This is a genomic window from Bradyrhizobium cajani (assembly GCF_009759665.1).
Classification (GTDB): domain Bacteria; phylum Pseudomonadota; class Alphaproteobacteria; order Rhizobiales; family Xanthobacteraceae; genus Bradyrhizobium; species Bradyrhizobium cajani.
Genome location: NZ_WQNE01000054.1, coordinates 1 through 13,875, shown reverse-complemented (window position 1 = coordinate 13,875; position 13,875 = coordinate 1). Strand labels below are relative to the sequence as shown.

10 protein-coding genes and 1 pseudogene are annotated in these 13,875 nt (G+C 64.9%); 2 read left to right on the top strand and 9 right to left on the bottom strand.

Annotated features, from left to right (window positions below):
* Positions 1-71: 71 nt before the first annotated feature.
* From gyrB to rpsT, 8 genes are all read right to left on the bottom strand, one after another.
* Complete coding sequence (gene gyrB, locus GPL20_RS36140) at positions 72-2,507, bottom strand: DNA topoisomerase (ATP-hydrolyzing) subunit B (RefSeq protein WP_157337079.1); 2,436 nt, start codon at positions 2,505-2,507, stop codon at positions 72-74.
* A 477-nt stretch (positions 2,508-2,984) separates the two neighbouring features.
* Positions 2,985-5,144, bottom strand: coding sequence for a hypothetical protein (locus GPL20_RS36135; protein WP_157337077.1), 2,160 nt, complete (start codon positions 5,142-5,144; stop codon positions 2,985-2,987).
* Between the two features lie 160 nt (positions 5,145-5,304).
* Positions 5,305-6,042, bottom strand: coding sequence for a hypothetical protein (locus tag GPL20_RS36130; RefSeq protein WP_157337075.1), 738 nt, complete (start codon positions 6,040-6,042; stop codon positions 5,305-5,307).
* A 109-nt stretch (positions 6,043-6,151) separates the two neighbouring features.
* Entirely contained in the window at positions 6,152-7,300 is a 1,149-nt protein-coding gene (gene recF, locus GPL20_RS36125; protein WP_157337073.1) for a DNA replication/repair protein RecF, read from the bottom strand.
* Between the two features lie 46 nt (positions 7,301-7,346).
* On the bottom strand, positions 7,347-7,634 hold the full coding sequence (locus tag GPL20_RS36120; RefSeq protein ID WP_157337071.1) for a GIY-YIG nuclease family protein: 288 nt from the start codon (positions 7,632-7,634) through the stop codon (positions 7,347-7,349).
* A 50-nt stretch (positions 7,635-7,684) separates the two neighbouring features.
* A complete protein-coding gene (gene dnaN, locus GPL20_RS36115) occupies positions 7,685-8,803 on the bottom strand; it encodes a DNA polymerase III subunit beta (protein ID WP_157337069.1) in 1,119 nt (372 codons plus the stop codon).
* Positions 8,804-9,165: 362 nt separating this feature from the next.
* Positions 9,166-10,578 (bottom strand): chromosomal replication initiator protein DnaA, encoded by a 1,413-nt coding sequence (gene dnaA / locus GPL20_RS36110; protein ID WP_157337113.1) that lies wholly within the window; start codon positions 10,576-10,578, stop codon positions 9,166-9,168.
* Between the two features lie 1,255 nt (positions 10,579-11,833).
* Positions 11,834-12,100 carry a 30S ribosomal protein S20 gene (gene rpsT, locus GPL20_RS36105; protein WP_027549990.1) on the bottom strand — a complete coding sequence of 89 codons (267 nt, stop codon included), beginning with the start codon at positions 12,098-12,100 and terminating at the stop codon, positions 11,834-11,836.
* 400 nt (positions 12,101-12,500) lie between these two features.
* Between rpsT and GPL20_RS36100 the strand changes: the two genes are divergently transcribed.
* Together GPL20_RS36100 and msrA are read left to right on the top strand one after the other, a co-directional pair.
* On the top strand, positions 12,501-12,818 hold the full coding sequence (locus GPL20_RS36100; RefSeq protein ID WP_157337067.1) for a hypothetical protein: 318 nt from the start codon (positions 12,501-12,503) through the stop codon (positions 12,816-12,818).
* Between the two features lie 189 nt (positions 12,819-13,007).
* Positions 13,008-13,664, top strand: a complete 657-nt coding sequence (gene msrA / locus GPL20_RS36095; RefSeq protein ID WP_157337065.1) for a peptide-methionine (S)-S-oxide reductase MsrA — start codon at positions 13,008-13,010, stop codon at positions 13,662-13,664.
* An 87-nt stretch (positions 13,665-13,751) separates the two neighbouring features.
* On the opposite strand, the pseudogene GPL20_RS36090 reads toward msrA, so the two are convergent.
* Positions 13,752-13,875: pseudogene (locus tag GPL20_RS36090) on the bottom strand (IS481-like element ISRm20 family transposase); the annotation flags it as partial.

Genomic DNA, 13,875 nt, shown 5'->3' with positions numbered 1-13,875 from the left:
TCTTACCTCTCCCTACGGGAGAGGTAACAGCGCCGATGGTCGGCACCGACTAAGCCAAAACCCGTCGTGCCTCAGATATCGATCGTCGCGCTCAGCGAATGTTCCTGGATGAAGTCGCGGCGCGGCTCGACCACGTCGCCCATCAGCTTGGTGAAGATGTCGTCGGCCTCGTCGACCTCCTTGACCTTCACCTGCAGGAGCGAGCGCACCTCGGTGTCGAGCGTGGTCTCCCAGAGCTGTTCCGGGTTCATCTCGCCGAGACCTTTGTAGCGCTGGAGCGTGATGCCCTTGCGGCCGGAGTCGGTGACCGCCTCGAACAGATCGGACGGGCCGTGAACCACGTGCTCGCTGTCCTTCCGCCGCAGCTTGCCGGAGCGGGCGTAGACGTCCTGGAGCCTTGGCGCGTACTCGTCGAGCTTGCGGGCCTCGGCGGAGCCGAGCAGCGCGTCGTCGATGATGGCGGCTTCCTTGACGCCGCGCACGGTGCGCTCGAACAGGAAACCCTGGCCCTCGACGAATTGCCCGACCCAGCCGCGCTCGACCTCCTCGGCCTGGTTGTCCAGCCGGCTCGCGATGTATTGCGCGGCCGCCGCCGCGTTCTCCGGATTGCCGTAGATCGACTTGTTCAGCACGCCGGTGATGGCGGCCTGCTCGACCACCTTCCGGTTATAGCGGCTGTGCAGATTGCGCAAAATGCTGCGGACGACGCGGGCGTCGTCGACCAGCGAGCGCAGGTCGCGGCCGGTGCGGTCGCCGCCGGTGCCGGGAACGAACACGCAGTCGTCGAGGCCGGCGTCGATCAGATAGTCTTCCAGCGCCCGCTCGTCCTTCAGGTACTGCTCGGACTTGCCGCGAGAGACCTTATAGAGCGGCGGCTGGGCGATGTAGAGATAGCCGCCGTCGATGATGTCGCGCATCTGCCGGTAGAAGAAGGTGAGCAGCAGCGTGCGGATGTGGGCGCCGTCGACGTCGGCGTCCGTCATCACGATGATCTTGTGATAGCGCAGCTTCTCGACCGAGAAATCGTCGCTGATGCCGGTGCCGAGCGCGGTGATCAGCGTGCCGATCTGCTCGCTCGACAGCATCTTGTCGGGGCGGACGCGTTCGACGTTCAAGATCTTGCCGCGCAGCGGCAGCACCGCCTGGAATTCGCGGTTGCGGCCCTGCTTGGCGCTGCCGCCTGCCGAGTCGCCCTCGACGATGAACAGTTCTGACTTGGCCGGATCCTTTTCCTGGCAGTCGGCGAGCTTGCCGGGCAGCGAGGAGACCGAGAGCGGGCTCTTGCGCGTCAGCTCGCGCGCCTTTCGCGCGGCCTCGCGCGCGGCGGCGGCCTGGATCACCTTGCCGACGATCATCTTGGCTTCGCTCGGGTGCTCCTCGAACCAGGCCTGGAGCGCCTCGTTGAGGACGTTCTCGACCACGGGGCGCACTTCCGAGGACACCAGCTTGTCCTTGGTCTGCGACGAGAATTTTGGATCGGGCACCTTCACCGACAGCACGGCGGTGAGGCCTTCGCGGCAGTCGTCGCCGGTCAGCGCGATCTTTTCCTTCTTCGCGTTGGCCTCGGCATAGCCGTTGACCTGGCGCGTCAGCGCGCCGCGGAAACCGGCCAGATGGGTGCCGCCGTCGCGCTGCGGGATGTTGTTGGTGAAGCACAGCACGTTCTCGTGGTAGCTGTCGTTCCACCACAGCGCGGCCTCGACGCCGATGCCGTTGGCCTCAGAGCGCACCATGATCGGCGTCGGCACTAGCGCCTTCTTGTTGCGGTCGAGATATTTGACGAATTCCTCGACGCCGCCGGAATAGTGCATCTCCTCGCGCTTCTCGACCGCGTGACGCATATCGGAGAGGGCGATGTTGACGCCGGAATTGAGGAAGGCGAGCTCGCGCAGCCGGTGCTCGAGCGTGGCGAAATCGTACTCGATGTTCTTGAACGTCTCGGTCGAGGCCAGGAACGTCACCTCGGTGCCGCGCTTGCCCGGCGCATCGCCGACGACCTTTAGCGGTGCGACGGCATCGCCATGGGCGAACTCGATGTAGTGCTCCTTGTCGTCGCGCCAGATGCGCAAGCCGAGCTTGCTCGACAGCGCGTTGACGACGGAGACGCCGACGCCGTGCAGGCCGCCGGAGACCTTGTAGGAGTTCTGGTCGAACTTACCGCCGGCGTGCAGCTGGGTCATGATGACCTCGGCCGCCGAGATGCCTTCACCCTTGTGGATGTCGACCGGAATGCCGCGGCCGTCGTCGCGCACGGTGACGGAATTGTCGGCATTGAGGATGACGTCGACGCGCGTGGCGTGGCCCGCGAGCGCCTCGTCGATCGCGTTGTCGACGACCTCGTAGACCATGTGGTGCAGGCCCGAGCCGTCGTCGGTGTCGCCGATATACATGCCCGGGCGCTTGCGGACGGCATCGAGACCCTTGAGCACGCGGATCGATTCCGCGCCGTAGTCGCTCGCGTTGGAGGGCTCGTTTTCGGCACGCGGCTGCCGAGCAGGTTCTGTCATGAGAGGCCTTCGAGATGTCGCCCGAATCAGCCGCGCAAAAGGCGCTGATTTGCAGGCTATTTGTGCCATGAAAGACCGCTTGCGCCTAGCGCAAAGTATCTTCTGGCAACCCTTTGAGCAGATAGGATTTTTTAGCAAGTTTTCAAGGCTTTTGAAGGCCGATTCCGAGGCTCGCGAAAAGCCCGATTCGAGAGCCCGTTCTGGGTCTCGAAAGGCGTGGATTTTGCGGGCTCGGGAAGGGCGGTTCCGAGGCGCCAATACGAGCGGAAATGGATTCTCCGCTGCCATCCTTCGAGACGCCCGCCTTGGGCGGGCTCCTCAGGATGAGGGCGGCGTATGCGGCAGCAGTTTCAACGGACCCGGATGCCGGTCAGCCTCATCCTGAGGAGACCGCTGGAAGCGGTCGTCTCGAAGGACGAGACGCTTGCTCAGGCTGCTCCCGCAAGCGGGAGAGGGAGCGCACCGCCTTCGTGGCGCTCAATACATCTGGAGCGGCAGCACGTCTCCGCTCGGCCCCACCATGAGGCCCCAGGCATCGCCCGCAGCCACGGTCAGGCTCTCGGTGCGAGCCGAGCGTCCGGGGATGCGCAGCGTGTACGGGTACTGGCCCGGCGGCAGGTCGAGCATCGGGCCTTTCGGCGATTGCGGGCCGCCGGCGCCGGCCGCGATCTTCACCGTCTGTTTGTTGATCGTCATCGACGCGTCCTTCGGCCCGATATTGCCCAGCATCACCCTGGCCTGCCCGTCCCTGGGCATGATGTCGGCCTTGGTCGCGGCATCCGTATTCTTCTGCGCCAGACTGACCGTGGTCTCGCCCTTGGCGCGGCCGAGCTTGAGCACGGCCGGGCCTTGTGGCGAGGTGAAGTCGATCTGCGCGCGTTCTGCGGACACAGATGCGCCATCGGTCTTTTCCCGCCAGCCGAGCTTGGACAGCTCCGTACGATAGAAAGCCAGGACATCGTCGAGCGGAGCAGGGATGCTGGCCGCCAGCTCGCGGCGGAATGGTGTCTCGCTGCCCGGCATTTTCGTGGTGGCGAGCGAGATCGACGAACGTTGGGTCGGTACCGGGAGCTGGGATTCGGTATCCGGCTTGAGCGGCTCGGAGGACTTGGCCTGCACCTCCGCGCCAGCCGCAGGCTTGGCTGCTGCCATCACCAGGCCCGATCCATCGGCGCGGACATTCACCTTCGGACCCATCTGCATCACGGTCATCGAGATCGACTTGCCGCCCTTGGAGAACGCCATCACCGCCATGTTGGGCTGGTTGATGACGGAGGGCTGCTCCTTCCATCCCGCATTCTTCAGGGTCGTGCGATAGAACGTGCTGAGCGCCTTCACGCTCGACGTGGAGGAGAATTCGAGCCGGCCGTCGCCACCTTCGAACGTCACGCCTTCGGCGGTCTCGGGCAGAGGCACCGGCGTCTTGCTGTCGGAGAGGGCATTGAGCGGCGCATCGGACAGCGCGGCCGCCTGCACCTTGCGCCTCGCTTCGTCGGCGGCGATGAGCTGCTTGGCCGCACCTAACGCATCGCCAAGGAATTTCTCGTCGGCCTCCTTCTTCGCCCTGGCGCGGGCGGCAAGCGCTGACTCCTTCACCTGCGCAGTTAGGCTGACCATGGTGAGATCATATTTGCGGCCGAGCCGCAGCACGCCGGTTTCCTCGGCAGAGGAGACCTTGATCGCCAAATCGTCGCCGGGCGCGAGCGGCGCGCTGCCATCCTCCTGCCAGCCGCGCGCGGCGAGCTCGCGATGGTAGAAGGCGAGCACGACGGGCAGCTCGGCCATCGCGGCGGCCGACATCTCACGCTTGTTGGAGCTCGCGCTTCCAAGGCCCTTCGCCGATTTGGTCGACTTGGGCCGCGGCAGGCCGGCGACGTCGTCGTCGGCCTGGAGCTCTTCGGGCAGCGCGAACGGCGCCACCCTGATCTCGACTTGGGTCCGGCCGTCGTCGCGGCGTGTCAGGGTCAGCATCACCGGCTTCTGCTTGTAGAACTGCGTCGTGTCGCCATCGGGATGGTCGTAGAACACGCGCAGGCCGTTCGGCACGGCCTCGCCGAGATCGGCCTTCGGCCAGCGCGCGGCCGTCTCGGGCGTGAGCTTGCGCCAGCCGATCGCCGCCATTTCCCTGGTGAAGAAGTCCGAGGTCGCCTCGCGTGCGCCGGGCGCAATGCAGCCGAGATAGGGCCGGGTCTCGTCGAACACGAGATCGGTCGCGCCGTCCGGAAACGGCACGTTCGAATAGATCCGGTTCGGCGTGTAGGACACGGCGGACTGGTCGGGGCGCCCGGGCGCTTGCGTGAAGGAGACGCGGAGCCCCTGTCGTCCCTTCTTGAAGGTCAGCGCCGTGCTCTTCTCGTCCAGCGGATACACGTAGGGCACCCAGCCATCGGCGCTCAGCAGCCTCTTCGTTGCAGTCGACGTCGCTGCAACAGGGGTCGGCACGGTGTAGATCACGCGATAGGTGTCGGGGCGCGAGGTGTCCTCGACCGCGCCGTCCAGCCGCGGCAGGGTATGCACGTCGACGATGCCTTCGTCTGCCGCTCTCGCGGGAAGCGGGGTGCTCGCCATCGCGAGAATGCCGCAGGCAAGCAGCAGCCATCTTGCCGGGACTTGCGCCCCGCGCCGGATCGTTGGCATCGTCAAAACTCCCGGATGTCGCGGAGGTCTTGATGCCTCGCGCAAGGGCAGGCTGCGAGACTGTCGGCGCGCGGCCTCAGACGAGGAGTCGCTGCAGGAACCGGAGAGGTTCAAGCGGCGGCGTCGGAGCAGCGTCATCGGCGGATCGAGGGGGCAGGGCTCAATACAGCTGGAGCGGTGGCCACGCGTCACCGTCGCGCCCGACCGTGAGCTCCCAGGTATCGCCGGCGGCGACAGTGAGGATGTTCGTGGTGGCCGGACGGTCCGGTACGCTCAGTGCGTAGGAATACTTGCCGGGCGCCAGGTCCAGCGCGACGGCGTTGGCGCCGGCGGGGCGCGGGACGATCTGCTCGTTGATCGTGAGCACGGCTTCTGTCTCGCTGATGTTGCTGAACACCAGCTTCGCCTGGCCGGGGTCGGGCATGATGTTCGCCTCGTTCGCCGCATTCGCGTTCTTCTGCACGAGGTGGATCCTGGTGCTGCCGTCCTTGCGGCCGAGCTCCAGCGCCGCCGGCCCCAGCGGAGAGACGAACGGGAGCTGGAAGTGATCGGCGGTGATCACCGCGCCATCATGCTGTTCCTGCCAGCCGAGCTTTCCGAGCTCGGTGCGATAGAAGGCAAGGACGTCATCGAGCTCTGCGGGCACGATGGCGTCCAGCTTGACGCGGAGCGGCGCTTCGACGCCGCGCATCATGGTGGTGTGGGTGCCCCTGTAGCTGTAGCGGGTCGGTGCGGGCAGCCTGGCATCGGGATCCGGCGCGAGCGTCGCGGAGAACAGCGGCGCCAGATGCGGCACCCAGGCGCTGGCTGCAAGCATGCCGATCGCGAGCAGGAAGAGGCCGCACGCAAACGCCCGCCATCGTGCCGGGGCTCGCACCCCAAGCCTTACCGTCCGCATCTCATTCTCCAGGAACGTCGCGCGATCCGACTGTCATCGCGCGATCGCGACGGCTGCGACACCGTCGGCGCGGCCTCAAGCAGCTAGTCGCGGTCGGAAACGGTCGGGTTCAACGGCCGTCCTGGCGCCGGGCCGATATCCGCCCGCTCTCGACGTCAAACACCTCGCCCCCGGCGCCGATCCCGGCGAAGGCGGCGGGGTCCGCACCGGTCAGCCAGACCTGCGCGCCGAGCTTCCTCAGCTCCTCGAACAGCGCCGCGCGGCGGTTCGGATCGAGATGGGCGACGACCTCGTCGAGCAGCAGCAGCGGCACGATGCCGGTCATCTCCGCCACCAGCGTCGCATGCGCCAGCACGAGGCCGATCAGCAGCGCCTTCTGCTCGCCGGTCGATGCGTCGCGCGCCGGCATGCTCTTGGGCGCATAGATCACCTGGAGATCGGTCAGGTGCGGGCCGTCGGTGGTGCGGCCGGCGATGGCGTCGCGCGGGCGGTTGTCGCGCAGGATCTGGCGGTAGCGGTCCTCGACCGACGTCGCGGTCTCCGTCAGCAGGGCGTTCTCCATCCAGCCGTCGAGCGCGATTTGCGCCGACGGGAAGGCGGAGGCCTGCGCGCGCGCATTCAGCATGCCGGTGAGCCGCGCCGCGGTCTGGCCGCGCGTCGCCGCGACCGCGACCGCCAGCTCCGCGGTCTCGCGCTCGATCGCGTCACACCAATGGTCGTCGTAATTGCGCGTCTCGAGCAGGCGGTTGCGCGAGCGCAGCGAGCGTTCGAGCGCGGAGATGCGGCTGGAATGGTCGTTGTCGATGGCGAGCACCAGGCGGTCGAAGAAGCGCCGGCGCTCGGAGGCGGCGCCCATGAACAGCCCGTCCATCGCCGGCGTCAGCCAGACCATGCGGATGTGGTCGCCGAAGCTGGCTGCGGAATTGACCGGCTCGCGGTCGATGCGGCAGCGCCGGCTCACGGAGCTGTCGGGGCGAGGCGCGTCGATGCCGGTGCCGAGCGTGGCGAGCCCCAGCGCGCCCTCGACCTGCGCCGACACCGCCCAGGAGCCGTCGCCCTGGTTGTCGGCGACATCCTCCAGCGTCGCGCGCCGCAGGCCGCGCCCCGGCGACAGGAACGAGATCGCCTCGATGCAATTGGTCTTGCCCGCCCCGTTCGGCCCGACCAGCGCCACCATGTCAGCCGCCGTCTCGAGCCCCGCCGCCCGATAATTGCGAAAATGCGTCAGCGTCAGGCGATGGATGCGGGAGGGGGTCATGTTAGCTCGTCATTGCCGGGCTTGACCCGGCAATCCATCGTCCGCGTCAGCGGACAATTTCATCATATGGGTCTTGCCACGTGGGATTGCTCTTAACGATCAGATCGATCTTCCATTCGCGCGGCCAGTGCTTCATGTTCTTTTCGCGCTGGAGGGCAGCGGCGATCGTGTCGTGCGCCTCAAAATAGACCAAGGTCTTCACCCCGTAGCGTCTGGTGAAGCCGTCCGCCAGGCCTTCGCGGTGTTCGTAGACGCGTCTCACCAGATTGTTGGTGACGCCGATATAGAGTGTTCCACCGGGCTTGCTGGCGAGGATGTACACCCAATAGGTCATTTTGTTTGATGGATGGCCGGGTCAAGCCCGGCCATGACAAGAGGAAGGCCTCACACCCGCATCGGCATCAGCACGTACAGCGCGCTCTTGTCGTCGCGGTCTTGCACGAGGGTCGGCGAGCCGGGGTCGGCGAGCTTCAGGGTTGCGACGTCGCCTTCGATCTGGGCGGCGATGTCGAGCAAATAGCGCGAGTTGAAGCCGATATCGAGGGCGTCGGAGGCGTATTCGACCTCGAGCTCTTCGGTCGCGCTGCCGGAATCCGGATTGGTCACCGACAGCACCAGCTTGCCCGCCGACAGCGACAATTTCACCGCGCGGCCGCGCTCGCTCGAAATCGTCGAGACGCGGTCGACCGCGTTCTCGAAATCCTTCTTGTCGACGACGAGTTCCTTGTCGTTGTTCTGCGGGATGACGCGGCCATAGTCGGGGAAGGTGCCGTCGATCAGCTTCGAGGTCAGCACCACATTGCCGATGGTGAAGCGGATCTTGGCCTGCGACAGCTCGATCGTGACCTCGGCCTCGTTGTCCTCGATCAGGCGCTGCACCTCGCCGACGGTCTTGCGCGGCACGATCACGCCGGGCATGCCGTCGGCGCCCTTGGGCTGCACCAGGTCGAGCTGGGCGAGGCGGTGGCCGTCGGTGGCGACGCCGCGCAGGGTCGCGGCCTTCGCCGTGCCGGCGGCGTGCAGATAGATGCCGTTGAGATAATACCGCGTCTCTTCGGTCGAGATCGCGAACTGGGTGCGGTCGATCAGCCGCTTGACGTCCTTGGCGGCGAGCGAGAAGGAATGCGACATGTCGCCGGCGGCCAGATCCGGGAAATCATTCTCCGGCAGGGTCTGGAGCGTGAAGCGCGAACGGCCGGCGCGGATCGCCAGCACGGCGCGGTCGCCGTCGGCCTCGAGCACGATCTGCGAGCCATCCGGCAGCTTGCGCACGATGTCGTAGAACATGTGTGCCGGCACCGTGGTGGAGCCCGCGGTCGCAGTCTCGGCGGGCAGCGTCTCCGTCACCTCGAGGTCGAGGTCGGTCGCTTTCAGCGACAATTTCGCGCCCTCGGCGCGGACCAGCACGTTGCCGAGGATCGGAATCGTGTTGCGGCGCTCGACCACGCGGTGGACATGGCCCAGCGACTTCAGGAGTTGCGCGCGTTCGACCGTAACCTTCATTGCACTACTCGCCCGATCCCCAAGGAGAAACACCAACGTTGGAAAAGCCGGGCGGCGGGACGCGCGCCACGGCACCGAAGACCCGACAGGCCGGATCATCCAGCCGATATGACCAAAGCCGTCAGGGTCGTGCAAGGTGGCGCGGAAAGCCATCCGTTTCAAGGGATTGCGGGCCAGTTCCCCACGATTTACAGGCTCGAAACGAGGACGCCGCCCGGCCAGGGCCGGGCGGCGGTCAAACGGGGCAGGGGTCCCAGAGCATGATCCGGAAAAGTGTGAAGCGGTTTTCCGAAAAGATCATGCTCAAACAACAACCTAAAGCGCGATGACAATTCATCGCAATCTCATCGCGCTTTAGGCGTTTATTCCTGAAGCTGGCGCTTCAGCGACTCGACCTCTTCCGACAGCGCCGTGTCCTTGCCGACCAGCGCCTCAATCTTGCGCACGGCGTGCAGCACCGTGGTGTGGTCGCGTCCGCCGAAGCGGCGGCCGATCTCGGGGAGCGAGCGCAGGGTCAGCGTCTTGGCGAGGTACATCGCGACCTGCCGCGGGCGGACCACGTTGGCGGTGCGGCGCGAGGACAGGAGGTCGGAGCGGCTGACATTATACTGCCGCGCCACCACGCGCTGGATGTCCTCGATCTTGATCCGCTTCGGCTCCTGCGGCCGGACCAGGTCGCGCACCTCGCGCTCGGCCATCTCCAGCGTCACCGGCTGGTTGTTGAGCTTGGAGTGCGCCAGCAGGCGGTTGATCGCGCCTTCGAGGTCGCGGCCGTTATGGGTGATGGTGCGGGCCAGATAATGCAGCACCTCCTCCGGCACGTCGAAGCTCGCATGATGGGCGCGGGCGGCGGCGACGCGCGACTTGAGGATGCCGTGCCGCAGTTCCTCGCCGAGCGAGCCCATCTCGACCACGAGGCCGCCGGCGAGGCGCGAGCGGACGCGGTCGTCCAGGCTTTCGAGGTCGGACGGCGGACGGTCGGCCGCGATCACGACCTGGCGGCCGGCGTCGATCAGCGCGTTCAGCGTGTGACAGAACTCGGCCTGCGTCGACTTGCCCTGGAGGAACTGGAGGTCGTCGATCACCAGCACGTCGATGCCGCGCAGCGCTTCCTTGAAGGCGAGCGCCGTCTGCGTCTTCAGCGCGGCGACGAAGCCGTACATGAATTTCTCGGCCGTGAGATACAGCACCTTGCGCTCGTTGCCGGAATTGCCGGCCCAGGTCACCGCCTGGAGCAGATGCGTCTTGCCGAGGCCGACGCCGGCGTGGATGTAGAGCGGGTTGAACATCACGGGGTCGCCGCGGCGTCCTTCGGCGACCTGGCGCGCGGCCGCATGCGCCAGCGTGTTGGAACGGCCGACGACGAAGCTCGCAAAGGTCAGGCGCGGATCGAGCGGCGAGCCGCCGAGCGCATCGTGATTGGCGGAGACCGGCACGGTTGCGGTCGAGCGCAGCTCCGGAGCGGGCGCGCGTCGCGCCTCGACAGGCGCCGGCGCTTCCTTCGCCTGCACCACCGGGCGCACCGCGGAACGGACCGTGAGATCGATGCGATGCACTTCGGGCATCTCGGCCTGCCAGCACGACAGCACGCGCTCGGCATAATGGGCCTGGATCCAGCTCTTCAGGAAGCGCGTCGGCACCGAGAGCCGCACGCTTTCCTCCTGCACGCCTTCCAGGTCCATGCGCGCAAACCAGCTCGTGTAAACGTCCTCGCCCACGCTCGTGCGCAGCCGACCCTTCACGCGTGACCAGCGATCCTGTTCCGATGTCGTCATCATTCAAAACTTCTCTTGAGAGATAAGGTTGCGTTGTGAGCGCCACACAGGGTTCCTGCAAGGATCCCTGAAATGGCGCGACCTCAAGCGACATCCATCGTCAGGCATGGCTCGACCGTTCGGCGGAAACGCCGCGGGTCAGATCAGCGATGTCGGAGATGGAAAGTTCGCGAGGTCAGCGCGTACTCTGCGCGCCCTCACACGTCGGGGGTCTGTCGCTGGACGGATCGGAGACGGCATCGTTGAACGAAGAAACTTGCGTCAATACCGCGTTGAATCCGTAGGACATGATACCCTCCCCGTCCCGCCGTGATTGCTCACGACAAGGTCCTGCGTGTGAAAGACAGCCGCCCTGAAGCCCCAGTCGCGGATGCCTGCCGTCTGTACTAGCCGTTCGCCCGGCTTCGCCATCGCGCATATCGGGGTAGCGTCAAGAGGTCTCTCGTTTGCGCCTGGCGCGAGCGGGACATTCAAGATCCCGCTTGGAGACATTCAGACAAAGAGCTACCGTTCCCATATTGCTATGGGTTTTGAACCGACAATCGCTTGTTGAAGCGTCGCCAACGTGCACACCGCCGCCGATCTGCACGCTCGCCTCGTTTCTCAAACCGCGCTGGTCTTAAGATCGTGGGCGCCGCGAACGACTTAAGGAATACACTAAGCGGAAAGACTCGCAACGAAATTGATTCACACTTGAGGCATCAAAAAACTTGATCTGCGTTAACGCCGCACGCGAGTTGTACACAGGCTCGATGGCAAGTTTTTGAATCCGTGCACAGAATCGAAGACGACGCGTGTCATGTGACAATTCTCCGCCACCGCCAAAAATTTTTTACAAAAGCGTCACGCGCGCGACGCGCGAGCGAATTTTCCAAATGCTTGTCGATGCTATGTCGATAAGTGATTAGCGAGACATCGTTTTTTGAGTCTCATTTCGCAGGGTAACTCCACCGCCGGGTGCGTTCCAGTGAATCTACGGTGTGCAGAACTCGCGCGCCCGAGAATGCGAGTTAGCCCCGCCCTGCAAGGGTTTTTCGCAGCGCAGTGAAAGTTTCCGCTGTTGCAAAATCGCCCGCAGGTAGAACTGGACGCATCATGGTACGGATGATGCGAATGCTTCCAATGGAAGATGGTCGTCACATAAGTGCATGCGCGAATTGTGACAGCCAACAAAAAAGCCCGGCGCGATGCCGGGCTGTTTGACGCGTGCGATGCTCGATCGGATCGAGCGGCTCGACCGGATTACTTGGCGAGACTATTTGGCGAGCTTGGCGATCTGCGCGGTGAGCCGCGAGACTTTGCGGCTGGCGTTGTTCTTGTGAATGATGTTGCGCTGGGCGGCGCGCATCAGGGCGGGCTCGGCATTCGCCAGCGCCTTGACGGCGGCGGCGCGATCGCCGGTCTTGATGGCTTCTTCGACGGTACGCACGGCACCACGCATCTGGGTGCGGCGCGACTTGTTGACGGCGGTGCGGCGGGCGATCTTGCGCGTCGCTTTCTTGGCGGAAGTGGTATTGGCCATGGTCTCAATATCCTTTGCGGTACCGGTCGCGTCTTGGTCGGGTAGCGCCGGCTGCTTGACCGCGTAATCGACGCTCGGATTTCGGGTGTTCGGTGCTAGGCTGTTCCCGGAACATGAGCGACGGCCTTGCGGCTGTCTCTGAGGCTCCAGAGAGCCTTTAAGCTCAAGGTGCCTGCAACTGCTCAAAGAACAGCGGCGGCGGGATTGCGCCCGCCGCCAGTTGGCGCCCTTATAGAGAGGGTCTGCGGCACCGTCAACGCTTTCGAGCCCTCAAAAAGGGGTCTTGGGCGCTTCAGGGCGTCGCCGTAACGCCCTGAAGAGGTTGAATTTCTGCCGTCCCCCGGCTATTGGCTGGCGACGTTCCGGGGTCGTCCGATCGGACGACCATATAAGGTGAGGCATGATCCGCGGCTTTTTCCGACTGATTGGGCTGTTGCTGCTGGCCGGCGGTTTCATCTTCATGGTCTATGACGGCGCTCGCTGGGTCGCCGACCAGACCCTCAAGTTCACCCGGTTCGGCCAGTTCTGGAACGACATCAATCAGGCCAGCCAGACCGCGTTCCGGACCTGGGTCGAGGCCAAGGCGCCCTGGCTCTGGACTTCGGTGATCCGCCTGGTGCTGGACCAGCCGGTCTTCGCCGTCCTCGGCATTTTGGGCATCCTTCTGATGATCCTGTTCCGCCCGCGCAAGCCGCTGATCGGCTATACCCGGGATTGACCTTCAATTCCCGTCGGGATTGACCTTCAATTCCCGCCGGGATTGAGCGTTCCCGCGACCGAGCACGAGTGGGCCGCGTAACGAAGCTGCCCCGGCTTGCGTAGATGCCTATATTCCCACCTGATCGCGAGCACGCCGCCTGAGCGCTCTTGGCTCGAGCGACGGACGGCTCGTTTCGGAGACCCAATCATGCTGTTCATGCGCAAGTCCACCGCATTGCCGAGCGCCACGGAAGCGCTGCCGGGCCGTGCGCAAGCGATTCCGACCGCGACCACCCATTTCGTCAACGGCGCGAAGTTGCAGCCGCCTTATCCCGCCGGCCTCGAGCAGGCCGTGTTCGGGCTTGGCTGCTTCTGGGGCGCCGAGCGCAAGTTCTGGGAACTCGGCGATGGCGTTTACGCCACCGCTGTCGGCTATGCCGGCGGTCACACGCCGAACCCGACCTATGAGGAAGTCTGTTCCGGCCGCACGGCCCACACCGAAGTGGTGCTGGTCGTGTTCGATCCGAAGCGGATCTCCTACGAAAAACTTTTGAAGACGTTCTGGGAGAGTCACAACCCGACGCAGGGCATGCGCCAGGGCAACGATGTCGGCACTCAGTACCGAAGCGCGATCTACACCTTCAGTGATGCGCAGAGGAAGGCCGCCGACGAGTCGAAGGGGCTCTACCAGAAAGCGCTCGCGGCCAAGGGACTCGGCGCCATCACCACCGAGATCGCGCCCGCCGGCGAATTCTATTTCGCCGAGGATTATCATCAGCAATATCTGGCGAAGAATCCCGCCGGCTATTGCGGTCTCGGCGGCACCGGCGTGTCCTGCCCGATCGGTGTCGGCGTGAGCGCGTAAGCCACAGAGCCTCGTCATGCCCGGGCTTGTCCCGGGCATCCACGTTCTTGGTGCTGCACGAAGATCGTGGATGGCCGGGACAAGTGTTTAGCCCGGAGACATAGCTGACACCTGTTCGGACACATCACTGACAGGTTGGCGATTGGTCAAGTCGATCGATGCGACCTGCCAGCTCGCGAAGAAGACACCGTAGTGGCCGTCGCGATCCAGC

Bases quoted from the DNA above. Each gene is read 5' to 3' on its own strand.
- dnaA (WP_157337113.1), bottom strand. From the start codon at position 10,578: ATGACGACATCGGAACAGGATCGCTGGTCACGCGTGAAGGGTCGGCTG.
- msrA (WP_157337065.1), top strand. From the start codon at position 13,008: ATGCTGTTCATGCGCAAGTCCACCGCATTGCCGAGCGCCACGGAAGCG.
- GPL20_RS36130 (WP_157337075.1), bottom strand. From the start codon at position 6,042: ATGCGGACGGTAAGGCTTGGGGTGCGAGCCCCGGCACGATGGCGGGCG.
- GPL20_RS36135 (WP_157337077.1), bottom strand. From the start codon at position 5,144: ATGCCAACGATCCGGCGCGGGGCGCAAGTCCCGGCAAGATGGCTGCTG.
- dnaN (WP_157337069.1), bottom strand. From the start codon at position 8,803: ATGAAGGTTACGGTCGAACGCGCGCAACTCCTGAAGTCGCTGGGCCAT.
- gyrB (WP_157337079.1), bottom strand. From the start codon at position 2,507: ATGACAGAACCTGCTCGGCAGCCGCGTGCCGAAAACGAGCCCTCCAAC.
- GPL20_RS36100 (WP_157337067.1), top strand. From the start codon at position 12,501: ATGATCCGCGGCTTTTTCCGACTGATTGGGCTGTTGCTGCTGGCCGGC.
- recF (WP_157337073.1), bottom strand. From the start codon at position 7,300: ATGACCCCCTCCCGCATCCATCGCCTGACGCTGACGCATTTTCGCAAT.
- rpsT (WP_027549990.1), bottom strand. From the start codon at position 12,100: ATGGCCAATACCACTTCCGCCAAGAAAGCGACGCGCAAGATCGCCCGC.
- GPL20_RS36120 (WP_157337071.1), bottom strand. From the start codon at position 7,634: ATGACCTATTGGGTGTACATCCTCGCCAGCAAGCCCGGTGGAACACTC.